Annotated in this window: 18 protein-coding genes; 11 read left to right on the forward strand and 7 right to left on the reverse strand. The window is 70.0% G+C overall.

Features of this window, described 5'->3' with window-relative positions:
• The first annotated feature begins 1 nt into the window (after position 1).
• Entirely contained in the window at positions 2 to 1,231 is a 1,230-nt protein-coding gene (locus tag BLP95_RS00585; RefSeq protein WP_089676259.1) for an arginine deiminase, read from the forward strand.
• A gap of 63 nt (positions 1,232 to 1,294) precedes the next feature.
• On the opposite strand, the gene BLP95_RS00590 is transcribed toward BLP95_RS00585, so the two are convergent.
• The 5 genes from BLP95_RS00590 to BLP95_RS17145 all read right to left on the reverse strand — a co-directional run bounded on the left by BLP95_RS00590 (position 1,295) and on the right by BLP95_RS17145 (position 8,218).
• On the reverse strand, positions 1,295 to 2,470 hold the full coding sequence (locus BLP95_RS00590) for an FAD-dependent oxidoreductase (RefSeq protein ID WP_089676260.1): 1,176 nt from the start codon (positions 2,468 to 2,470) through the stop codon (positions 1,295 to 1,297).
• Between the two features lie 101 nt (positions 2,471 to 2,571).
• Positions 2,572 to 5,670: a molybdopterin-dependent oxidoreductase gene (locus BLP95_RS00595; RefSeq protein WP_089676261.1), complete on the reverse strand. Its 3,099-nt coding sequence runs from the start codon at positions 5,668 to 5,670 to the stop codon at positions 2,572 to 2,574.
• Positions 5,663 to 6,844 carry an NrfD/PsrC family molybdoenzyme membrane anchor subunit gene (nrfD, locus tag BLP95_RS00600; protein WP_089676262.1) on the reverse strand — a complete coding sequence of 394 codons (1,182 nt, stop codon included), beginning with the start codon at positions 6,842 to 6,844 and terminating at the stop codon, positions 5,663 to 5,665. Before nrfD ends, BLP95_RS00595 begins: the two co-directional genes overlap by 8 nt.
• Positions 6,828 to 7,604, reverse strand: coding sequence for a sulfate reduction electron transfer complex DsrMKJOP subunit DsrO (gene dsrO, locus BLP95_RS00605; RefSeq protein ID WP_089676263.1), 777 nt, complete (start codon positions 7,602 to 7,604; stop codon positions 6,828 to 6,830). The genes nrfD and dsrO overlap by 17 nt, the downstream gene beginning before the upstream one ends.
• A gap of 263 nt (positions 7,605 to 7,867) precedes the next feature.
• On the reverse strand, positions 7,868 to 8,218 hold the full coding sequence (locus BLP95_RS17145; protein ID WP_342670376.1) for an XRE family transcriptional regulator: 351 nt from the start codon (positions 8,216 to 8,218) through the stop codon (positions 7,868 to 7,870).
• A 243-nt stretch (positions 8,219 to 8,461) separates the two neighbouring features.
• Between BLP95_RS17145 and BLP95_RS00615 the strand changes: the two genes are divergently transcribed.
• The 6 genes from BLP95_RS00615 (at position 8,462) to BLP95_RS00640 (ending at position 16,031) form a co-directional block, all read left to right on the forward strand.
• Positions 8,462 to 9,904, forward strand: a complete 1,443-nt coding sequence (locus BLP95_RS00615; RefSeq protein WP_089676265.1) for an APC family permease — start codon at positions 8,462 to 8,464, stop codon at positions 9,902 to 9,904.
• A 198-nt stretch (positions 9,905 to 10,102) separates the two neighbouring features.
• Positions 10,103 to 11,083, forward strand: coding sequence for a glutarate dioxygenase GlaH (gene glaH, locus BLP95_RS00620; RefSeq protein WP_089676266.1), 981 nt, complete (start codon positions 10,103 to 10,105; stop codon positions 11,081 to 11,083).
• Between the two features lie 106 nt (positions 11,084 to 11,189).
• A complete protein-coding gene (gene lhgO, locus BLP95_RS00625) occupies positions 11,190 to 12,386 on the forward strand; it encodes an L-2-hydroxyglutarate oxidase (RefSeq protein ID WP_089676267.1) in 1,197 nt (398 codons plus the stop codon).
• 156 nt (positions 12,387 to 12,542) lie between these two features.
• Positions 12,543 to 13,508: a TAXI family TRAP transporter solute-binding subunit gene (locus BLP95_RS00630; protein ID WP_089676268.1), complete on the forward strand. Its 966-nt coding sequence runs from the start codon at positions 12,543 to 12,545 to the stop codon at positions 13,506 to 13,508.
• Positions 13,508 to 14,002 carry a DUF1850 domain-containing protein gene (locus BLP95_RS00635; protein ID WP_089676859.1) on the forward strand — a complete coding sequence of 165 codons (495 nt, stop codon included), beginning with the start codon at positions 13,508 to 13,510 and terminating at the stop codon, positions 14,000 to 14,002. Before BLP95_RS00630 ends, BLP95_RS00635 begins: the two co-directional genes overlap by 1 nt.
• Positions 14,003 to 14,030: 28 nt before the next feature.
• Positions 14,031 to 16,031: a TRAP transporter permease gene (locus tag BLP95_RS00640; protein WP_089676269.1), complete on the forward strand. Its 2,001-nt coding sequence runs from the start codon at positions 14,031 to 14,033 to the stop codon at positions 16,029 to 16,031.
• Between the two features lie 72 nt (positions 16,032 to 16,103).
• On the opposite strand, the gene BLP95_RS00645 is transcribed toward BLP95_RS00640, so the two are convergent.
• Entirely contained in the window at positions 16,104 to 16,850 is a 747-nt protein-coding gene (locus BLP95_RS00645) for a hypothetical protein (RefSeq protein ID WP_089676270.1), read from the reverse strand.
• 240 nt (positions 16,851 to 17,090) lie between these two features.
• Between BLP95_RS00645 and purE the strand changes: the two genes are divergently transcribed.
• The 4 genes from purE to BLP95_RS00665 all read left to right on the forward strand — a co-directional run bounded on the left by purE (position 17,091) and on the right by BLP95_RS00665 (position 20,919).
• A complete protein-coding gene (gene purE, locus BLP95_RS00650; RefSeq protein WP_089676271.1) occupies positions 17,091 to 17,600 on the forward strand; it encodes a 5-(carboxyamino)imidazole ribonucleotide mutase in 510 nt (169 codons plus the stop codon).
• An 11-nt stretch (positions 17,601 to 17,611) separates the two neighbouring features.
• Positions 17,612 to 18,724: a 5-(carboxyamino)imidazole ribonucleotide synthase gene (locus tag BLP95_RS00655; protein WP_089676272.1), complete on the forward strand. Its 1,113-nt coding sequence runs from the start codon at positions 17,612 to 17,614 to the stop codon at positions 18,722 to 18,724.
• A gap of 5 nt (positions 18,725 to 18,729) precedes the next feature.
• On the forward strand, positions 18,730 to 19,632 hold the full coding sequence (locus BLP95_RS00660; protein ID WP_089676273.1) for a prenyltransferase: 903 nt from the start codon (positions 18,730 to 18,732) through the stop codon (positions 19,630 to 19,632).
• A gap of 90 nt (positions 19,633 to 19,722) precedes the next feature.
• On the forward strand, positions 19,723 to 20,919 hold the full coding sequence (locus tag BLP95_RS00665) for a cation:proton antiporter (protein ID WP_089676274.1): 1,197 nt from the start codon (positions 19,723 to 19,725) through the stop codon (positions 20,917 to 20,919).
• A gap of 124 nt (positions 20,920 to 21,043) precedes the next feature.
• Here BLP95_RS00665 and BLP95_RS00670 read toward each other — a convergent pair whose 3' ends face one another.
• The gene (locus BLP95_RS00670; protein WP_089676860.1) at positions 21,044 to 21,805 is read right to left on the reverse strand and encodes a transporter substrate-binding domain-containing protein; all 762 of its coding nucleotides are present in this window, start codon (positions 21,803 to 21,805) and stop codon (positions 21,044 to 21,046) included.
• Between the last annotated feature and the right edge of the window lie 71 nt (positions 21,806 to 21,876).

Consider the following 21,876-nt stretch of genomic DNA (forward strand, 5'->3'; position numbering starts at 1 on the left):
CATGGCGGCGCCCGCCTTCGGGGTCCACTCCGAGACCGGCACCCTGCGCGAGGTGATCGTCTGCCGCCCGGGCCTCGCCCATCGGCGGCTGACGCCCTTCAACTGTCGCGACCTGCTGTTCGACGACGTCTTCTGGGTCAAGCAGGCCCAGCGCGACCACGACGCCTTCGCCGCGATGATGCGCGAGCGCGGTGTCGCGGTGCTGGAGCTCCACGACCTGCTCGCCGAGACCCTGGAGATCCCCGCGGGGCGCGCCTGGCTGCTGGAGCGCCGGCTCTCCTGGCAGAGCGTCGGGGTGGGACTGGTGGCGGAGCTGCGCGCCTGGATGGAGACGCTGCCGAGCCGGGCGCTGGCCGACTGGCTGGTCGGCGGGGTGAGGGCGGGGGAGCTGCCCTTCGACGCCGGGTCGCTGTTCGGCAGCCACCTCGGGGCATCGGGCTTCGTGCTGCCCCCGCTGCCCAACCTGCTGTTCACCCGCGACAGCAGCGCCTGGCTGCCTGACGGCGTCATCCTCAACCCCATGCGCTGGGCTGCCCGGCAGCCGGAAACCCTGCTGATGACGGCCATCTACCGCTTCCATCCCCACTTCGCCGGCCGGGCGAGGGTGCTCTGGGACGCGCCGGCGGGCGCTGCCGGCGCCGCCAGCCTGGAGGGCGGCGACCTCATGGTGCTGGGCAAGGGCACCCTGCTGGCGGGGATGGGCGAGCGTTCCTCGCCCCAGGCCATCGGCAGGCTCGCCCAGGCGCTGTTCGAGGATGGCACGCTGGAGCGGGTGATCGCCTGCCGGCTTCCGGCGACGCGCTCGGCCATGCACCTGGATACCGTCTTCACCCTGTGCGGCGGCAACGTGGCCACGGCGTTCCGCGAGGTCGCGGACGGCGTGGTGTGCCACGACCTGCGTCCGGGCGAGAACGGGCGCACCCCCAGCTGCCGGCCCGAGCGGCGCCACTTCTTCGACGTGGTCGCCGAGGCCCTGGGCTACCCGCGGCTGGAGGTGGTGCCCACCGGTGGCGACACCCCGGAGGAACGCGCCCGCGAGCAGTGGAACGATGGCAACAACCTGCTGGCGCTGAGTCCCGGCGTGGTGGTGGCCTATGACCGCAACGACGACACCAACGCGGCGCTGGCGGCGGCGGGCATCGAGGTGCTGGCCATCCCTGGCGGCGAGCTGGGGCGTGGCCGGGGCGGCAGCCGCTGCATGAGCTGCCCGACCCGGCGTGATCCGACATGACCGGAGGGAGGCGCCGACCTGCAGGGGTGGCGGCACCGGGCGGCAACGCCTTGCCTTATCCCGTCAGGCGGATGGGCGGGGCGGCAGGTCGTTGAAACGGGCCATGAAACGCCGGTCGATCCAGTCCTTCCAGCGCCATACCCAGTCGCCGGCGAGATAGAGCCCGCCCCGGGAGGCGACGGCGTGGCGGTCCCCGGTGCTGATCAGCGACAGCCACCTCGCCTGCGGGCGATAGGGGCGCAGCCGGCGGCCGGTCACGGCGGCGCGCAGGTTGTCGGCCAGGGGGCGGCCCTGGCGCACGGCGAAGACCCCAGCCTTCTCGCGGGGATGGTTGACCTGGTGGGCGATATCGCCGGCGGCGAAGACCCGCGGGTCCGACAGCGACTGCAGGGTATCGCCGACCTCGATGAAGCCGTCGTCGTCGAGCATGAGCCGTGTGTCCCTGAGCCAGTCGGCCCCGCCGGCGTTGGTCACCCAGACGACCTCGTCGGCGGCGTGCCAGCGGCCGTCGGCGGCCTGGAGCCGGCCCGCCTCGACGGCGACCACCTCGGTGGCGGTATGCACCTCGATGCCCCGGCGCCGCAGCGTGGCCTCGAAGTGGGCGCGCACCCGGGCGTTGTGGGTCGGGAGTATTCGCGCGCCGCGGGTGAAGAGCGCGAAGGTGAGCTCGCCAGGGTCGCGTCCCCGGACGGCCAGCTCCCGGTGCAGCCGGACCTGCATGGCCAGCAGCAGCTCGACCCCGCCGGCCCCGCCGCCCACCACCGCCACCCGGATCGGTCCGGGGTCAGCCTCGATACGTTCGAGAAGCGTCTGCCAGCGGGCGTTGAAGCGGTGGATCGGCTTGACCGGGACGGCATGCTCGCCGGCCCCGGCGGTGGCATCCAGGCGCGGGGTCGAGCCGATATTGATCGACAGCCAGTCGTAGGGCACCGGCGGCCGCGAGCGGCAGCGCACGCTGCGCGCCTCGTGGTCGATGCCCACGGCCTCGTCGCGGAAGAAGCGGGCCCCGGCGTACTGGGCCAGTCGCCGCAGGTCGATATGCACCTCGTCATAGCCGTAGTGCCCGGCCACGTAGCCCGGCAGCATGCCCGAATAGGGGGTGTGGGTGTCGCGACAGATCAGGGTGAGCCGCACGCCCGGTTCGGGGCGCATGGCGAAGCGTTTCAGCACGCCGACATGGGCATGGCCGCCGCCGATGAGGACGATATCGCGCGAGACCGGTGGTAGAGGTGGCTGCATGGTCGGGGTCGCTCATGACAGAGGGGACGGTGGCCCAGTCTAGAGCAAAAGGCGCGCGCCGGTTTCCCGGCGCGCGCCCTGGTGCCGTGGCCAGAGGCCGTTCAGGCGTCGAGCCGGGTCACCCGGATCGGCATGCCCTGGCGCACGGCGGCGCCGCTGATGGGCTCGAGCCAGGTGCCGTCGACGCTTCGGGTCGGGTCCCTGAAGCCCAGGTCGTTGATGTTGATGCCGGCGCGCAGCCACTCGAGGTCGGGCTGGGACTCGCCGTCGATCACGTGGGGGGTGGCCCCCAGGTCGCGGTGGCCATAGCCGTGCTCGATGCCCAGCGCGCCGGGCATCACCCCCTCGCCGACCAGCGCCAGGGCGACCACGCTGCCCCCGGGGCTCTCGATGCGGATGGTGTCGCCGTGACTGATGCCGAAGCGCTTGGCGTCCTGGCGGTGCATCATCACCGGGTTGTAGGGCTTGATCATGCGCAGCCGCTCGAGGCCGATGGCGTAGGAGTTCATCAGGTTGGACTTGAACGAGAACGCCAGCAGCGGCCACTCCTCCTCGCTGAACACCTCGCGCATGGCGCGGCCGTCGGCCAGCGGCGGCAGGCCATGGCGCGGCACGCCGCGGTTGGGCTCGCCGGTCTGGGTGTTGATGCTGGTGCCCACCTGCTCGTTGTAGACGCACAGGGTGCGCTTCCAGGCGCTGGTGAGGTTCTCGCCCTTGAAGTGGTCCTGGAAGTCCTCGAAGCGTCCGCCGCGGGCGTAGAGGTAGGCGACCGGGCCGCGCTCCTCGGGCTTGAGGGTGCGCTCGAGTTTCGGCAGCAGGGGCGCGATCCCGCCATGGGCGATATCGCTCTCGTCGGCGTCGGGCAGCGGCTCGCCCTGCATGGCCACGTTGGCGGCGGCGCGCAGGAAGAAGTCCTCGGCGCGGTTGAGCGGGTGCAGGTTGCCGTCGGCGTCGGGGATCGCCCCCTCGCCGAAGCCGGGCAGCCCCAGGCGCCTGGCGGTGGCGATGAAGAAGCTCTCCATGGAGACCGGCTCGCCTTCTTCGGTCTTCTGCTGGCGCGGTTCCACCACCGGCCAGCAGGCGGTGGTCATCCTGCCCAGGTTGCCCTTCCAGGCCCCGGTGAAGCCCCATACCTCGTACATCACCGAGTCCGGCACGATGTAGTCGGCGTAGCGGTTGGTCTCGTTGAGGAAGCCGTCGACGGCCACGAACAGCCCCAGGCGCTTGGGGTCCTTGAGCTTGTCGGCGATCAGCGCCTCCAGGCCAGCCTGGCCGTAGATGGGGTTGGCCATGCAGCCGATCACCGCCTTGATCGGGTAGGGGTAGCCGTCCAGCGCCGAGGGCAGGTGCTCGGTGAGGGTGGGCGGTGCCAGCGAGCGCCAGGGGGCGCGGGCCGGGTAGGGGTTCTCGCCGGCGGCCACCTTGCGCTGGTACTCGGAGGACTTCTCGTAGGGGAAGCGCGAGCGGGAGAGGAACACCCCCTTGGGTCCGCGCTTGCCGGGGAAGTTGGCCAGGTCGTAGCGGGGACCGCTGCCCACGCCGTTGAACTGGCCGCCTCCGGCGGCGCTGCCGCCCTTGCGGTTGTGGTTGCCGGCCAGCACGTTGAGCATCTGCATGCCGAAGGCGGCATAGAAGCCGTTGCCGGACATCATGCCGCCATGGGAGTTGGTCACCGCGCGGCGACCGTGGCGGGCGAAGCGCTCTGCCAGGTCGACGATGGTGGCCTCGGGGATGCCGCAGTGCGCGGCATACTCGGCCAGGCTGTACTCGTTGGCGGACTCGCGCAGCAGCACCATGCTGCTCTTGACCCTCACGGTCTCGCCGCCCGCCAGCGTGACGTCGCGGTCGACGAACAGCTCGGCGGCCATGGCATCAACGCTCCTCGCGAGTTCGCCGTCGGCCACCACCATGGGCACGTCGCCATCGCTCTCCGCCTCGGCCAGGCCCAGGTCGCTGGCGCGCAGGAAGCGGCCGCGGCGCGGGTGGTCTTCTGTGGTAATCACCAGGTGGGTGGCGTTGGTGTGGGTCGCTTCATTGGCGGCGTCCGCGGCGGGCTGGCCGGGCAGCTCGAGGAAGGCCTTCGCGTAGCCCTCGTGGTCGAGCAGCCACTGGATCATGGCCATGGCCAGGGCGCTGTCGGTGCCCGGCCGGATCGGCACCCAGCGGTTGTGGTCGGCGGCGTGGGAGGCCGAGGCGTTGAGGCCCGGATCCACCACCACGTACTCCAGGCTGCCCTCGGCGCGCGCCTGGGCGATCAGCCGCCCCTGGCGCTTGAAGGGGTTGCCGGCCTGGCTGGGGGCGGTGCCCACGTAGAGGATGAAGCGGGCGTTCTGGATGTCCGGCTTGGTGTGGGCGTTCTTGGCCAGGTCGTCCATCACCGCGCCCGAGCCCATGCGATAGGCCAGGCCGCAGTAGGAGCCGTGGTGACCGTAGTTGCGGGTGCCGAAGGCGTTGAAGGCGAAGCGCTTGAGCAGCGCCGAGCGGCCGTAGTCGGTGGCCTCCATCACCATCAGCTGGTTGGCCTTCGGGCCGTACTCGGGATTCTCCGGGTCGATGGGGGTGTCGAGGTCGTGGATGGCGCGCAGGCCGTCCACCTGGCCCTCGCCGAACAGGTCGCCGCCCTCGCAGATCTCCTCGATGACCTGCTCGAAGGGCACCCTCTGCCATTCGCGGCTGCCGCGCTCACCCACCCGCTTGAGGCAGTGGGTGACGCGGAAGGGGCTGTCGATCTGCGCCATCATGGCGTTGCCCCGGGCGCAGGCGGTGGAGCGGTTCTGCTGGCCCTGGTCGCCGAAGGCGCTGACGCTGCGGAGCGCCTCGGCCACCGGGGTGCGCATGGGCAGGTGCTCGTCGGCGGAGAGCGGGTGGTAGGGGTTGCCGGCCACGCGCAGCACCTGGTCGGTTTCGTTGTCGACGCGCACCCGCACGCCGCACTTGGTGGTGCAGCCGTAGCAGACGGTGAAGGCCACGCGCTGGTCCGGGTTGAGGGTCAGCTCACCGCTCTCCGGGTCGACGGTGTACTCCGGCGCCAGGGAGTTGCCGTGGATGCGGTGGTTCGGCTTCTCGCCGGCGCTGCCGGTGACGCCCTTGGCCATCTTGACCAGCGGGTCGGAGTAGCCGGCGGCGAAGGTGGCGGCACCGCCGGCGGCGGCGGCGGCCTTGAGGAAGCGGCGACGTGAGGTGTCGGGTGACTTAGCCATGACGGAGGGCTCCTTCGACGTCAGGGTGGTCGGGGTCGGCGGGGGAGGCGTCGGCGGCGCTGCCACCCTGGGTGGCGTGACGCCACGGCACGAGGAGGTCGACCAGCAGCAGGGCGGCGAGCCACAGGCCGAAGGTGCCGACGATGCCGAGGATGCCGGACGAGCCGGCGGGGATGCCGTAGTGGTGGAAGCCGGCGCTGTGGCGGGCCACGGTCTGCACGTCCATCAGCACTACCCAGCGGAACATCCAGCCCACGTGCAGGGCCACCAGGCCGAGCACCCACGCCCAGGCGTAGAGCGCCGGGCGGCGTGACACCGGGCGGGTGAGCAGGTAGAGCACGGCGCCGAACAGCACCAGGCCGGTGAGGCCGCCCCACAGGGCGGTGCTGCGCCATTCGGCGCTGTCGCGCACGGAGGCCATGGCCGCGGCCACCGAGCCGACATTGGCGTTGATGCCGTCGAGGAACCAGCTGCCGGCGACCAGCCCGGCGACCAGGCAGGCCCCCAGCATCACCTTGAGCATCTGCCGAGTGACCACGCTGCTGCGCTCACCGGCCACGCGGTTGAGCACCAGGACCAGGCCGGTGGCGGCGATAAAGCCGGTGGCCGCGAACATCGGCGGCAGCCACACGGTGTGCCACAGCGGGCGGGCCTTGACGATGGCCACCTCGGCGCCGGTGTAGAGCATGATGCCGGTGGAGAGGGCGAGGGTGCCCAGGCCCACCAGCACCACCAGGGCGCGCGGGGTGGGGGCGGAGCCGAAGGAGAGCCAGCGGGCGACCAGGCCGGGAAGGCCGCTGGCCTGGCGATGGGCCTGCAGCGCCGGGCGCCAGGCGAGCCAGGCCAGCACCATCACCCCGACCACGTAGAGGGGCAGCACCAGGCTGCCGACCGACATCCAGGAGTGGCTGTTGGCGTAGGCGTAGAAGTGCCAGAAGCGCAGCGGCTGGTGGAGGTCGGCGAGCAGCGCCACCGGCGCCACCAGGGTGGTGGTGAGGCAGGCGAGCAGTGCCAGGCGTGCCGTGGGCAGCCAGCGCTGTCGACCGAACACCAGCGCCGGGGCGGCCAGCCACAGGGTGGCGTAGGAGAGCGCGATCATGAAGAAGTACTGCACCGCCCAGGGGTACCAGGCGATGTCGTAGCGCGGGGCGAGCAGCTCAATGGCGGAATTCATAGCCCATCTCCTTGCCGTGGGGGTCGAGGACTTCCAGGGCCACCGGCTCGGCGTCCGGGCGAGTGACGAAGCGCTCGTCCATGCCGAGGTAGAAGACCTGGGGCAGGGTGTTCTTCTCCGGCTGCAGCACCATCAGTTCATCGCGGTGCTCGGCGATCATGCGGCTGATCTGGCTCTCCGGGTCGCGCATGTCGCCGATGATCCGTGCGCCGCCCACGCAGCTCTCCACGCAGGCCGGCAGCAGGCCCGCCTCCAGGCGGTGGGCGCAGAAGGTGCACTTGTCGGCGGTCTGGGTGCGCTCGTTGATGAAGCGGGCGTCGTAGGGGCAGGCGTTGACACAGTAGGCGCAGCCCACGCAGCGGTCGCTGTCCACCACCACGATGCCGTCCTGGCGCTGGAAGGTGGCCTCCACCGGGCACACCGGCACGCAGGGCGGGTTCTCGCAGTGGTTGCACAGGCGCGGCAGCATGAAGGTGGCGACCTCGCCGCTCGCCTGGTGCTCTACCTCGTACTGGGAGACGGTGGTGCGGAAACTGCCCAGCGGGGCGGCGTTCTCGATATGGCACGACACGGTGCAGGCCTGGCAGCCGATGCACTGGCGCAGGTCGATGAGCATGCCGTAGCGCTTGCTGGGGTCGCCTTCGCGACGGGGCGGCTGCTGGTTGATGCCGGCGCTGGCGACGCTCGAGAGCGGGATCAGGGCGGCACCCGCGCTGAGGCGGGCCAGCTGGCCGAGCAGGGTGCGGCGTAGGGGGTCCATGGCGCCTCCGGTGGCCTGGTGGGGCGCGGGGATGTCCGCGCGATGAAGGGGTGGCGATACCGGAAGGCTACCTGCGACCAAGGTCTAGGCGCTTGATGTCGATCAAGAGTTAGTTAGCAAACTCTTAATGTTGACGTAATGTTGGCACAAGTGGTTGGTGATAAAGGAGTTTCCTGTAGGTAGGGCATCACGAAAAACGCCCCGCAGGTAGCGGGGCGTTCGCTGTTCATGATGGCGGTGGCGACCGGCCCGGTGAGCGGGGCCTAGTGGGTCGCGCCCTGTCCCTCGATGGTGCGGTGGACGAGGCGGAGCTCGTCGAGGGAGAGGTGCTCCAGCTTCCCCGCGAGGAGGTCGCTGATCTTCTGCATCGGCAGCCCGGCGCGGCGGGCGATCTCGCGGCTGCCGAGGTCGGACACGGCGATCAGCCGGGTCACGATGCGCATGAGGCGTGTACGTTGTTCCAGGTCCCTGACGTCGAGGTCAGGGCTGCTTCGCGGAGGGTCCAGGAGGTCCGCGGATCGGGACTGTCGTGCCGTGCTCATGATGCTCCAGTGGGCGGTTGCGACAAGCACACTATGGGGGCTCTTCGGCGTTTTTGCCAGTCTCGATTGCATGCGGCTTTGGTGGCAGGCAGAGTGCCACCAGGCGTGCAATATCCTTCACGCTGATCGTGTCGACCGAGGCCCGTCACGAGGGGGTGCCAACCCTTGTAGTAGCTGGGCCGGCGGCGGGGCGTCGACCAATGTCTAGCATCAAGAATTTCGAACAACCTTGTCGTATGGTGCCTCTTTCCCTATTTTGTCGACGTTACGTGAAAACAAAGTTTTTAGGATAAAACGACAACGATCGAGGACCATATGACCCAAGATGCCACGACCTCTCAAGGCCAGCTGACGCGCGTGCTGGCCCGCAAGGATGTCCTCGCCCTGGCGTTCGGCGCCATGATCGGCTGGGGCTGGATCGTGCTCACCGGCAGCTGGATCCAGTCCGCCGGCAGCCTCGGGGCGATCACCGCCTTCCTGATCGGCGGGCTGATCATCGTGCTGGTGGGCCTCACCTATGCCGAGCTCGCCTCGGCGATGCCCCAGGTGGGCGGCGAACACGTCTACAGCTACCGTGCCATGGGGCACTTCGCCTCCTTCCTGTGCACCTGGGCCATCACCCTGGGCTATGTGAGCGTGGTGGCCTTCGAGGCCGTGGCGCTGCCCACGGTTGTGGAGCACCTCTTCCCGAACTACGCGGTGGGGCACCTGTGGACCATCAACGGCTGGGAGGTGAAGGCCACCTGGGTGGCGGTCGGCGTGGCCGGCTCACTGGCCATGATGTGGATCAACTACATCGGCGTGCGCACCGCTGCCCTGGTGCAGAAGGTGGTGACCCTGCTGATCCTGGCGGTGGGCATCCTGTTCATCACCGGGGCCCTCTTCCAGGGCAGCACCGCAACCATGCAGCCGCTTTTCAGCGTCGAGGAGGGCGTGATGGGCGGCATCATGACGGTAATCATCATGGTGCCCTTCATGTTCGTCGGCTTCGACGTGATCCCCCAGGCCGCCGAGGAGATCAACCTGCCGTTCCGCGAGATCGGCCGGGTGCTGATGATCTCGGTGATCCTGGCGGTGTTCTGGTACGCCTTCATCATCCTTGGCACCTCGCTGATGCTCGACCCCGAGGCGCTGGGCGCGAGTTCGCTCGCCGTGCCGGATGCCATGCAGGCGGCCTTCCAGGCGCCCTGGGCCGGCAACCTGATGATCATTGCCGGTATCGCCGGCATCATCACCAGCTGGAACGCCTTCTACATCGGCGGCTCCCGGGCCATCTACGCCCTGGCGCACTCTGGCATGCTGCCCGCCTGGCTGGGCAAGCTGCACCCGACCTATCGCACGCCCACCAACGCCATCCTGGTGATGGGCATCCTCTCCGCCATCGCGCCCTTCTTCGGTCGCCCGGCGCTGGTATGGCTGGTGGTGGCCGGCGGGCTCGGGATCGTCATCGCCTACCTCTTCGTGTCGCTCTCCTTCGTGGTGCTGCGTCGCCGTGAACCGGAGATGGAGCGCCCCTTCAAGGTGCGCCAGGGCAAGCTGGTGGGTGCCCTGGCGGTGCTGCTCTCCCTGGGCCTGACCGCCATGTACCTGCCGGGCAGTCCCTCGGCGCTCTCCGCCATCGAGTGGGCGATCTTCGCCGGCTGGATGGGGATCGGCCTGGCGCTCTACGCCTGGTCCCGCGCCCGCTATGGCACTGCCTACAGCGACGGCATGATGCAGCGCGAGCTGGCCGGGGCGGACCCCTACCAGGGCCGCTGAGCCTCGCCAGCCCCGTCGTATCGCCTCGAACCCCGGCCCTTGCGCCGGGGTTCGGCGTTTCCGGGCGCGCCGTGCCGTGGCTCTGCTTCGCCGGGTGGCACGGGTGCCGTATTTGTCAATTATACCTATTAATGTTGATGAAATTTAAAAATGTAGATATTTTTAACGGGCAAGCCCACAAGACCCGGAGACCCTGACATGACCGTGCTGACCCAGCTTCCCGATACCGCCATGCCGCTTCCCGCCGACATCCGCGGCTTCACCCTGGCTCCTTCCGCGGCGTCGCCGCGGCTGCTGCAGCTGACGATCTCCCGCGACGTGGTCGAGGCCTTCCTCGCGGCCGTGGCCGAGTGGCCAGTGCAGGCGCTGGAGTACAAGTCGATGCTGCGCTTCCGCGTGGCGAAGGTGCTCGATGACCTGTGCGACAACACCCTGCAGCCGGTGCTGGTGAACACCTTGGTGGATCGCGCCACCGGGGGCTTGCAGGTGGTGCCGGAGGGACTGGATCGCGTCGAGCAGGCCGACGACATGGTCAAGCTGGCCACCGCGGTGGCGCACCTGATGGGGCGCTCCAACTTCGATGCCATGAGCGGCCAGTTCTACGCGCGCTTCGTGGTCAGGAACGTCGACGACTCCGACAGCTACCTGCGCCAGCCGCACCGCGTGATGGAGCTGCACAACGACGGCACCTTCGTCGAGCAGGACACCGACTACGTGCTGATGATGAAGATCGACGAGCAGCACATGGAGGGCGGCAACTCGCTGCTGTTGCACCTGGATGACTGGGAGGACCTGGCGCGCTTCTTCGCCGATCCGCTGGCCCATCGGCCGATGCGCTGGAGCGCGCCGCCCAGCAAGAACGTGGTGCGCGACGTCTTCCACCCGGTGTTCGACGTCGACCGCGAGGGGCGCCCGATCATGGCCTACATCGACCAGTTCGTGCAGCCCAGGGACTTCGAGGAGGGCAACTGGCTGTGCGACCTCTCCGCGTCGCTGGAGGGCAGCCCGGCGATCCTCTCGGTGCCCAACCCGGTGGGCAGCTTCCTGCTGATCAACAACCACTTCTGGCTGCACGGTCGCGACCGCTTCACCCCCCACCCGGAGCTGCGCCGCGAGCTGATGCGCCAGCGTGGCTACTTCACCCACGCCCGCACGCTGCGCGCTCCCGCCCGGGCGTGAGGTGACGGCCGCCGTCGCGGCCGTCAAGATAGCCTGTCCGGCCACGCCGATGGCGGCGTGGCCGTTGCCTTTACCAGCCCGTTCCCGGGTCAAGCAGAGGGGTGACATGCACGACTTCATCATCATCGGCGGCGGCATCCTTGGCATGTCCACCGCCATGCAGCTCAAGCAGGCCTATCCCGACAGCAAGATGCTGTTGTTGGAGAAGGAGACTGGCCCGGCCCGTCACCAGACCGGCCACAACAGCGGGGTGATCCATGCCGGGGTCTACTACACCCCGGGCAGCCTCAAGGCGCGCTTCTGCCTGGAGGGCAATCGGGCCACCAAGGCGTTCTGCGACGAGCACGGCATCGCCTACGACACCTGCGGCAAGCTGCTGGTGGCCACCAGCGAGCTGGAGATGGAGCGCATGAAGGCACTGTGGGAGCGCACCGCCGCCAACGGCCTCACGCGAGAGTGGCTCTCCGCCGGGGAGCTGGCCGAGCGCGAGCCCAACATCACCGGGCTCGGCGGGATCTTCGTGCCCTCCAGCGGCATCGTCGACTACGCCGCGGTGACCCGGGCCATGGCCGCCGAGTTCGAGCGGATGGGCGGGGAGATCCGCTATGGCGCCGAGGTGACCGCGCTGGAGGAGCGTCGCCAGGAGGTGGTGGTGGGCAGCGGCGCCGGGACCTTCACGGGGCGCTACCTGGTGAGCTGCTCGGGGCTGATGGCCGACCGGGTGGTGCGCCTGCTGGGCCAGGAGCCCGGCTTCACCATCTGCCCCTTCCGCGGCGAGTACTACCGGCTGCCGGAGAAGCACAACGCCATCGTCAACCACCTGATCTACCCGATTCCCGACCCCGCCATGCCCTTCCTGGGGGTGCACCTGACACGGATGATCGACGGCTCGGTCACGGTGGGCCCCAACGCGGTGCTGGCCTTCAAGCGCGAGGGCTATCGTCGGCGCGACGTGTCCCTGGGCGACATGGCGAGGATGTTCAGCGACCCCGGCATCCTCAAGGTGCTGGGGCGCAACCTGCGTCCGGGCCTCACCGAGATGAAGAACTCGCTGCACAAGCGCGGCTACCTCGAGCTGGTGCGCAAGTACTGCCCGAGCCTGACGCTCGGGGACCTCGAGCCCTATCCGGCCGGGGTACGCGCCCAGGCGGTCTCCCGCGACGGCAAGCTGGTGGACGACTTCCTGTTCGTCAACACGCGGCGCACGGTGAACGTGGGCAATGCCCCGTCGCCGGCGGCCACCTCGGCGCTGCCCATCGGGGCCCATATCGTCGACAAGGTGCGCGAGATGGTCGCGGCGTGACGGCCGCGACCATGGTGGCATTGCTGAAATTCTCGAAAAACGTAGAAATCATGGTGTTCGTCTCTCACGCAGCCCGCGTGCTAGCTTGAGTCAGGACGTCGACCACTGCGTCGACAACGACAATACTCCAACTGGTTCCAGGACCGGAGGAACGCCATGAAAGCCATGAAGTATGCCGTCGCCGCCTCGCTGATCGCGACGGCCCCGCTGGCCGTCGCCCAGCAGCAGCTCTCCGTCGCCACCGGCGGCACCGGCGGCACCTACTACCCGCTGGGCGGTGGCCTGGCGGAGATGATCGGCAAGCATATCGAGGGCTATGAAGCCGTCGCCGAGGTCACCGGCGCCTCGGTGGAGAACATGGGGCTGGTGTGGCGCGGTGACTCCGACCTCGCCCTGGCCCTGGCCGACACCGTCCACCAGGCCTACACCGGCACCGGCGACTTCGAGGGCCGCCAGCTCGAGAACATCCGCGCCCTGGCCTCGGTCTACCCCAACGCCGTGCAGATCGTCACCCTGGCCGACTCCGGCATCGAGAGCCTCTCCGACCTCGAGGGCAAGGTGGTCTCGGTGGGCGCACCCGGCAGCGGCACCGAGCTCAACGCCCGCGCGCTGCTCGAGGCCAATGGCATCACCTACGACGACTTCGACCCGCGCCGTCTCAACTTCAACGAGACCGCCGACGCCATCCGCGACGGCGACATCGACGCCGGCTTCTGGAGCGTGGGGCCGCCCACCAGCTCGATCATGAACCTGGCGACCACCCGCGACATCCGCCTGATCGGCCTCAGCGACGAGGAGGTGGCCAACGCCCGCGAGGAGGTCTCGGTGTTCGCCCCCTACGAGCTGCGCGCCGGCCTCTACGAGGGCATGGAAGAGGGCGTGCAGAGCATCGGCATCCCCAACGTGCTGGCGGTGAGCAGCGAGATGGACGAGGAGCTCGCCTACCAGATCACCAAGATGCTCTTCGAGCGCACCGACGAGCTGATCGAGGTGCACCCGGCCGCCAACGACACCACCGTGAAGTTCGCCGTCGACTCCACCCCGATCGCCTTCCACCCCGGCGCGCTGCGCTACTACGAGGAGGTCGGCGCCGAGGTCCAGGATCACCAGCGTCCTGAATGATGCGTGACACGCGCCACCTGGCAGGGCGGGCCCGGCTGCTCGCCCTGCTGCTGTGTGCGGGCCTCGTCCTGGCCGGTCCCGTGGCCGGCCAGGACGAGGCCCGCCTGGTGGTGAGCAGCGCGGCGGGCGAGCCCCTGGTGACGCTGCCGATGGCCGAGGGCGAGGGGTGGTGCCTGGAGTGGAACCACTCGGTGGAGGGCTTCGCGGTCCTCGACTGCTATCGCCACCGCGACGGGCGCATGGTGCTCGAACGCAGCCACCTGCCGGACTTCGCCGCCGGCCTCGACCACATTCCCGGCCGCGGCCGCCAGGTCTCCGACGGCGAGGGCGGCTACTGGATCGAGGACCTCGACGAGCCGGTCCCGGGCAACGCCTATCGCCTGCGGGTCGGCAGCCTCGCCGTCGACCACCGCCTGGTGGTGGATGGCGAGCGCATCAGCCTGAGCCGCCTGGCTGCCGACCGCGCGGTGACCCTGCGCCTCGTCACCCCCTGACCGAACCCACGACCCTGAGAGAACCACGATGAGCGAAACGGGCAACTCCCCCGTCGTCCCCGGCAGCCAGTCCAACCACGCCCGATCGGTGCTGTGGCTGATCACCCTGGTGGCGGTGGGCCTGTCGCTATTCCAGCTCTACTCCGCCGGCATCCAGCCGCTGGGGCTCTTCTACCAGCGCAGCATCCACCTGATGCTGATCATGATGCTGGCCTTCCTGATGTTCCCGGTGTTCGGCCCGCGCCGCGCGCGGGGGCTGGCCGGCTGGCTGCTGGACGCCATCTTCCTGGCCGGGGCCCTGGTCACCGGTGGCTATCTGGTGCTCTACCTCGACGAGATCATCAACCGTGCCGGCTTCTGGAGCCAGACCGACATCGTGGTGGGCTGCATCGCCACGCTCACCGTGCTGGAGGCGGCACGCCGTGCGGTGGGGCTGGGCATGACGGTGATCGGGGTGATCGCGATCCTCTACGCCTTCGCCGGCCCCCGCGGCGACCTGCCGTGGCTGGGGGAGTGGCTGCCGGGCATCCTGGAGCATCGTGGCTACAGCCTGGATCGCCTGGTGGGGCAGCTCTACCTGGGGCAGGAGGGGATCTTCGGCCTGCCCATGGGGGTGGCCGCCACCTACATCTTCATCTTCGTGCTGTTCGGCGCCTTCCTGGAGATCACCGGCGCCGGCAAGTTCTTCATCGACCTGGCCTACGCCGCCACCGGCCGCCAGCGGGGCGGCCCGGCCAAGGCGGCGGTGATCGCGTCGGCGGGCATGGGCTCCATCTCCGGCAGCGCCATCGCCAACGTGGTGACCACCGGGGCCTTCACCATCCCGCTGATGAAGCGCCTGGGCTATCGCCCCCACCAGGCCGGCGGCATCGAGGCGGCGGCCTCCACCGGCGGCCAGATCATGCCGCCGCTGATGGGCGCCGGTGCCTTCCTGATCGCCGAGTACACGCGGATGCCCTACCTGGAGGTGGTCAAGGTCAGCATCCTGCCGGCGGTCATGTACTTCGGCACCGTCTACCTCTTCGTGCACATCATCGCCCTCAAGCAGGGGATGCAGGGCATGGCCCGCTCGGAGCTGCCCCAGATGCGCGACGTGATGGCCTACGGCTGGCACTTCCTGCTGCCGCTGGCGGTGCTGGTGGTGCTGCTGGTGATGAACCTCTCGCCGATGCGGGTGGGCTACTTCGCTATCCTCACCATGCTGGGCGTGGCGGTGCTGCGCTTCCTGGTGTGGTTCTTCTTCGTGGCGCCGGGGGAGGGCCAGCCGGTGACCGGCGAGCGGCTGGCCACCGCCACCCGCAACGGCCTGGTCAGGCTGGTGGAGGGCCTCGAGCTCGGCGCGCGCAACGCCGTGGCGGTCTCCATGGCCTGTGCGGTGGCCGGCATCATCGTCGGCGTGGTGGGGCTGACCGGCCTGGGGCTGAAGTTCTCCTCCATGATGCTGGCCTTCTCCGGCGGCAACCTGCTGCTGGCGCTGGTCATGGTGCTGCTGGCCAGCCTGGTGCTGGGCATGGGGCTGCCGGTCACCGCCAGCTACATCGTGCTGATCGTGCTGGTGGGCCCGGCGCTCACCGCCGAGTTCGGCGTGCCGCTGCTGATCGCCCACCTGGTGGTGTTCTGGTACTCCCAGGATTCCAACGTCACCCCGCCCATCGCCCTGGCCGGCTTCGCCGGGGCGGCTATCGCCGGGGCCAAGCCCATGGAGACGGGCTTCCAGGCCTGGAAGTTCGCCAAGGGGCTCTACCTGATCCCGCTGTTCATGGTCTACAACCCGGAGATCATCATGGGCGGGCCCTGGCCGCTGCTGATCTGGACGGCGCTGACCGGCTTCCTGGCCCTGGGGGCCTTCGCCGCGGCGCTGGAGGGGTACCTCTTCACCCGCATGGGCTGGCCGCTGCGGGTGCTGCTGCTGCCGGCGATCGTGGCGGTGTTCTACCCCAGCCTGATGGTGGAGGCGGCCGGCGCCGCGGTGATGCTGGTGGTGCTCCTCGGCAACTGGCTGGCCAGCCGGCGTGCCGCCATGGCCTGAGCAGACCCTTCGAGCGACGCGGCCCGCCCGGGAATCCGGGCGGGCCGCGTCGTGTCAGGGCCGGGGAAAGGCCTACTGGGTAGTGGTCTCGGCCTCTGCCTCGACCTCGGCTTCCGCGCCCTCGCCGCCGGAGGTCATCTCGCGGGCCTCCTCGACCAGCTCGCCGGCCTTCTCCTTGGCCGCCTCCACGGCGTCGGCGGTCACCTCACGGGCGGACTCGACGGCATCGGCGGTGGCATCGCGGGCGGCGTCCAGGGCGCTTCCGGTCTCGGCGGCGGCCTCGTCGCCAACCTGCTCGGCGTCGGCGGCGGCCTCGCTGGCCTCCTGGGCGGCCTCGTCACCGGCCTCCTCCAGCGTCTCGCCGGTGGCCTCGGCGGCCTGTTCGGTCTCGGCAGCCGCCTCGTCCAGGGCCTGCTCGGTCTCGGCGGCGGCTTCCTCGCCAACCTGCTCGGCGTCGGCGGCGGCCTCGCTGGCCTCCTGGGCGGCCTCGTCACCGGCCTGCTCCAGCGCCTCGCCGGTCGCCTCGGCGGCCTGTTCGGTCTCGGCAGTCGCCTCGTCCAGGGCCTCCTCGGTCTCGGCGGCGGCGTCATCCAGCATCTCGCCGGCCTCCTCGGTGGCCTCCTCCAGCTCGGCCTCCGCGGCCTCGGTGGCGTCGGCGGCGGCCTCGGCGGTCTCCTCGGCGGCCTGTTCCGCCGAGTCCATGGCCTGCTGGGCCTCCTGCTCGACGGCCTCCTCCTGCTGGGTGTTCTCCTTGCCGTCGCAGCCGGCGAGCAGCAGCGATCCGGCGAGTACCGCGGTAACGATCAGGGTGCGCTTCATGGTCTGTCTCCTTGTTGGCTTGCCGATGGGCGTCTCCGTGCTGCCCACTCCTCTCGACCTTAGCAGTCATCGACGCACATAGCATGGAACCATCTGTCTCTTTAAGGCGACATCTCTGGTCGGTTGTCCGGCTGGTCAAGGTGACGGGCCAGGTCCGCGGGGCTAGAATGTGCGGCTTTCCTTTCGCACTCTTTACCGCATCCATCCATCGCATCAAAGGCAGTTGCCGAGGAGCCGTGCATGCAGTCCGAACCGTCGCCGAAGGTCGGCGTGATCATGGGGTCGAAGTCCGACTGGCCGGTGATGGAGCACGCCGTGGCGATGCTCGAGCGCCTGGGCGTGCCCTGCGAGACCCGCGTCGTCTCCGCCCATCGCACCCCTGACCTGCTGTTCGACTACGCCAAGGGGGCGGCCGAACGCGGCCTTCAGGTGATCATCGCCGGCGCCGGCGGCGCGGCGCATCTGCCCGGCATGGTGGCATCCCAGACCGCGCTGCCGGTGCTCGGCGTGCCGGTGGAGTCCAAGGCCCTCAAGGGGCTCGATTCGCTGCTCTCCATCGTGCAGATGCCGGGTGGCATCGCCGTGGGTACGCTGGCCATCGGCAAGGCCGGCGCCACCAACGCGGGCCTGCTGGCCGCGCAGGTCGTCGGCCTGCAGGACGCCGAGGTGCGCGCCGCCGTGGAGGCGTTCCGCGCCGAGCAGACCCGCAGCGTGCTCGATAACCCCGACCCCCGGCCCGACAGCGACTGAAGGAGCCCACCATGAACATCGGCGTCCTGGGAGCCGGCCAGCTTGGCCGCATGCTGGCGCTGGCCGGCTACCCGCTGGCCAACCGCTTCACCTTCCTCGACACCACCGGCCATCCCAGCGCCGGCATCGGGGACGTGATGATCGACACCGACCGGAAGCACCTCGAGGCCTTCCTCGAGAAGGTGGACCTGGTGACCTACGAGTTCGAGCACCTGCCGGTGTCGCTGGTGCAGGCGATCGAGGAGGTGAAGCCGGTCTACCCCTCCAGCGAGGCGATCCGCGTCTGCCAGAATCGCGCCGAGGAGAAGGCGCTGTTCGACCGCCTGGGCATCCCCACCCCGGCCTACCGGCTGGTGGCGCATGCCGACGAGCTCGAGGCCGCGGTCCGCGAACTCGGCTGTCCGGTGGTGGCCAAGTCGGTCACCGAGGGCTACGACGGCAAGGGCCAGGCGGTGATCCGCGACCCCGCCGAGGCGGCCGAGGCGTGGCGTGCGATCAACCACCCGCAACTGATCGTCGAGGCCTTCGTCGACTTCGAGCGCGAGGTGTCGATCATCGCCGTGCGCGGCCGCGACGGCGAGGTGGCCTTCTACCCCATGGCCGAGAACCAGCACGTCGACGGCATCCTGCGCTACTCCATCGCCCCGCTGCCGGACCTGGCCGAGAGCGTCCAGCAGACCGCCGACGGCTACATCCGCGCGCTGCTCGACGAGCTCGACTACGTGGGCGTGCTGACCCTGGAGCTGTTCCAGTGCGCCGACGGCAGCCTGCTGGCCAACGAGATGGCACCCCGGGTGCACAACTCCGGCCACTGGTCCATCGACGGCGCGGTGACCAGCCAGTTCGAGAACCATCTGCGGGCCATCCAGGGGTTGCCGCTCGGCGACACTACGGCGCGCATGCCCACCTGCATGGTCAACGTGATCGGCCGCGAGGGGGAGCCGGCGGCGATCCTGGCGCTGCCGGACGCCCACCTGCATCGCTACGACAAGAGCGAGCGCGCCGGGCGCAAGCTGGCCCACGTCAACCTGCTGGCGCCCACCCACGAGGCGCTGCTGGAGCGGGTGCGGGCCTGTGCGGCGCTGCTGCCGGATGCCCCGGCGCCGCGCTTCAGCTTCGAGTAGGCGGGGTGCAGGGTGGCAGCACCACGCCCGCCGTGTGGCGGGCGAGTCGTCCGGGCTTCCTGGTGCTGGCGCCGCTCTGCGTGGTGCTGGGCCTGCTGCTGGCGGTGCGCCAGGGGCTGACCCCGTCAGCGCTTCAGGTGGCCCTGGTGCTGCTCGGCGGCCTGCTGGCCCACGCTGCGGTCAACCTGCTCAACGAGTATGACGACTTCCGCTCGGGACTGGATCACCTGACCCGCCGCACGCCCTTCTCCGGCGGCAGCGGGGCCCTGCCCGAGGCCCCCTGGGCGGCGCCGGCGGTGCTGGCCGCCGGGATCTCGGCGCTGGCCGGGGTGGTGGCCATCGGTGGGCTCTTCCTGTGGTGGCGGGGCTGGCCGATGCTCGCCGTGGGAGTGCCGGGGCTGGCACTGATCGTCGCCTACACCCGCTGGCTCACCCGTTCCCCCTGGCTCTGCCTGCTGGCGCCGGGGCTCGGCTTCGGCCCGCTGATCGTGCTCGGCACCCTGCTGGCACTGGGTGGCATGCCGGATGCCGCGGCGCTCTGCGTGGCCGCGGTGGCGGGGCTGCTGGCCAGCGAACTGCTGCTGCTCAACCAGCTGCCGGATCGCGACGCCGACCGCCGCGTGGGGCGCCGGCACCTGGCGATCCTGCTCGGTCCGCGTCGCACCGCGCAACTGGTGAGCGAGCTGCTGCTCGCCGCCCCGGCGCTGCTGGCGCTGGGGGTGCTGGCCGGCTGGCTGCCGGCGATGGCGGGGCTCGCCTGGCTGGCGCTGCCCGGGGCGCTGTGGCTGGCCTGGCGCCTGCCCGGGGCCCTGGCGGCGCATGACCGCCTGGAAGCGCTGATGGGCCTCAACGTGGTGGTGCTGCTGGCCAGCCTGGCGCTGCTGGCCCTGGGGCTCGGGCTCGACTGAGCCGTGCCCGGCGCGGCGGCCTGTGTCAGGCTGGGGCTCCTGACACGCTTTCACTCCTCCTTCGTCTCCTGACCCGCAAGGAGCCTTCCTATGAGCGACTCTTTCCTGCCCGTGTCGGCGCACCTGACGCCTGCCGCCGGGGCGCTGCTCTTCCTGGGGCTGATCCTCGCCTCGAGCATCCTGGCCGACGTGGTCGCCAGTCGTACCCGGCTGCCGCGGATCTCGCTGCTGGTGATGGTCGGCCTGGGGGTGGCGGTGGTGCAGCAGCTGGTCCTGGGGCAGGCCGAGGCGGCGCCGCTGGATGGCCTGGGGGAGCCGCTGATCCAGCTGGCGCTGGTGATGGTGGCCTTCCTGCTGGGGGGCGAGCTGACCCTGGAGCGGCTGCGCACCACCGGGCCGCTGATCCTGATCGTCTCGCTGGCGGTGATCGGCGTCGGGGCGCTGCTGGTGGGGGTGGGGCTCGCCGCGCTGGGCTTCCCGCTGGCGGTGGCGGTGTCGCTTGCCGCCATCTCGGTGGCCACCGACCCGGCGGCGGTGAGCGAGACGGTGCACGAGAGCGGCGACACCCGGCTGCGCGCGCGCCTGCTGCTGGGCATCGTCGCCATCGACGACGGCTGGGGCATCCTCGCCTTCGGCCTGGCCATGGCGCTGCTCGGCTGGTGGCTCTCCGGGGATGGCCAGGCCGCCCTGGCGCTGGCCGGCTGGGAGGTGGGCGGAGCCGTGCTGCTGGGGACGGCGATCGGCCTGCCGGCGGCCTGGCTCACCGGCCGCCTGCGCCCCGGCGAGCCCACCCAGGTGGAGGCGCTGGCGCTGATCCTGCTGCTGGCCGGGCTCTCCAGCTGGCTCGAGGTCTCGGCGCTGCTGGCCGCCATGCTGGCCGGTGCCCTGGTGGCCAACCTGTCGCGCCACCATACCCGCTCGTTCAACGAGATCGAGCATATCGAGTGGCCCTTCCTGGTGTTCTTCTTCGTGCTCTCGGGGGCCAGCGTCGACCTGCGCCACCTGGGCGACGCCCTCTGGCCGATGCTGGCCTATATCGTGCTGCGCCTGGCGGGGCGCTACCTCGGCGGGGTGCTGGGAGTGCGCCTGGCCCGGGTTCGCCAGGCTGAGCTGCCCCGCGACATCGGCCTGGCGCTGACCCCCCAGGCGGGGGTGGCCATGGGCATGGCGCTGCTGGCCGCGGAGCGCTTCCCGCAGCATGGGGCGCTGCTGCTCTCGGCGGTGGTGGGCTCGACCCTGGTGTTCGAGATGATCGGCCCCCTGTTGGTGCGACGCGTGCTGCGCTGAGCCGCTCGCAGGGCAAGCAGGTACCAGACGACACAGGCCGGCTCCGAGGAGCCGGCCTGTGTGGTGTTGCGGACCCGGCAGCGGCTACCGGGCCATCGGCGGGTGGCGCCTATGCGTCGACGCCTTACTCACCGAAGTACTTGGTGTGGATCTCGTCGTAGGTGCCGTTGGCCTTGAGCTCGGCCAGTGCCTCGTTGAAGGTCTCGGCCAGCGCCTCGTCACGCTGGCGGAAGGCGATGCCGAAGCCGTCGCCGAAGTACTCCTTGGGCTCGGTGATCATCTTGCCGACCACCTTGTAGTTGCCGGCCTCGCTCTCCAGCAGGGTCGACTTGCCCACCGGGTAGTCCAGGAAGACGATGTCGAGGCGGCCGGAGTCCATGTCCAGCACCATGTCGTCGGCGGTGGCGTAGCGGTTGACGTCGGCCACGTCGCCATACATATCGGTGACGTAGTTGTCCTGCAGGGTGCCGCGCTGCACGCCGATGGTCAGGCCCTCGAGGCTCTCCTCGCTGGGGGTGCCCACCTCGACATCCGCGGGGGCGAACCAGGCGGAGGGCGGCGTGAAGTAGGGGTCGGAGAACAGCACCTGCTCACGACGCTCGTCGTTGATGGTCATGGAGGACATGATGGCGTCGTACTTGCGCGCCATCAGGCCAGGGATGATGCCGTCCCAGCCCTGCACGACCCACTCGCAGTCGATGCCGATCTCGGCGCACAGGGCGTTGCCGAGCTCGATGTCGAAGCCGGTGAGCTCGCCCTCGGGGGTGCGGTACTCCATGGGCTCGTAGGGCACGTCGACGCCGATACGGATGTCGCGCACGTCGGCGCCGGCGGTGCCGGCGAGCAGGGCGGCGCTCAGGGCGCCGGCGGTCAGGATCTTCTGGATCTTCATGGCGGGGGGTCCCTCGTGTTGGTGGATGCACCTCGTGGGTGACGACGGACTCACCATAGCGGATC

Origin of the sequence: Halomonas shengliensis (assembly GCF_900104135.1) — a bacterium.
GTDB classification, from domain to species: Bacteria; Pseudomonadota; Gammaproteobacteria; order Pseudomonadales; family Halomonadaceae; genus Halomonas; species Halomonas shengliensis.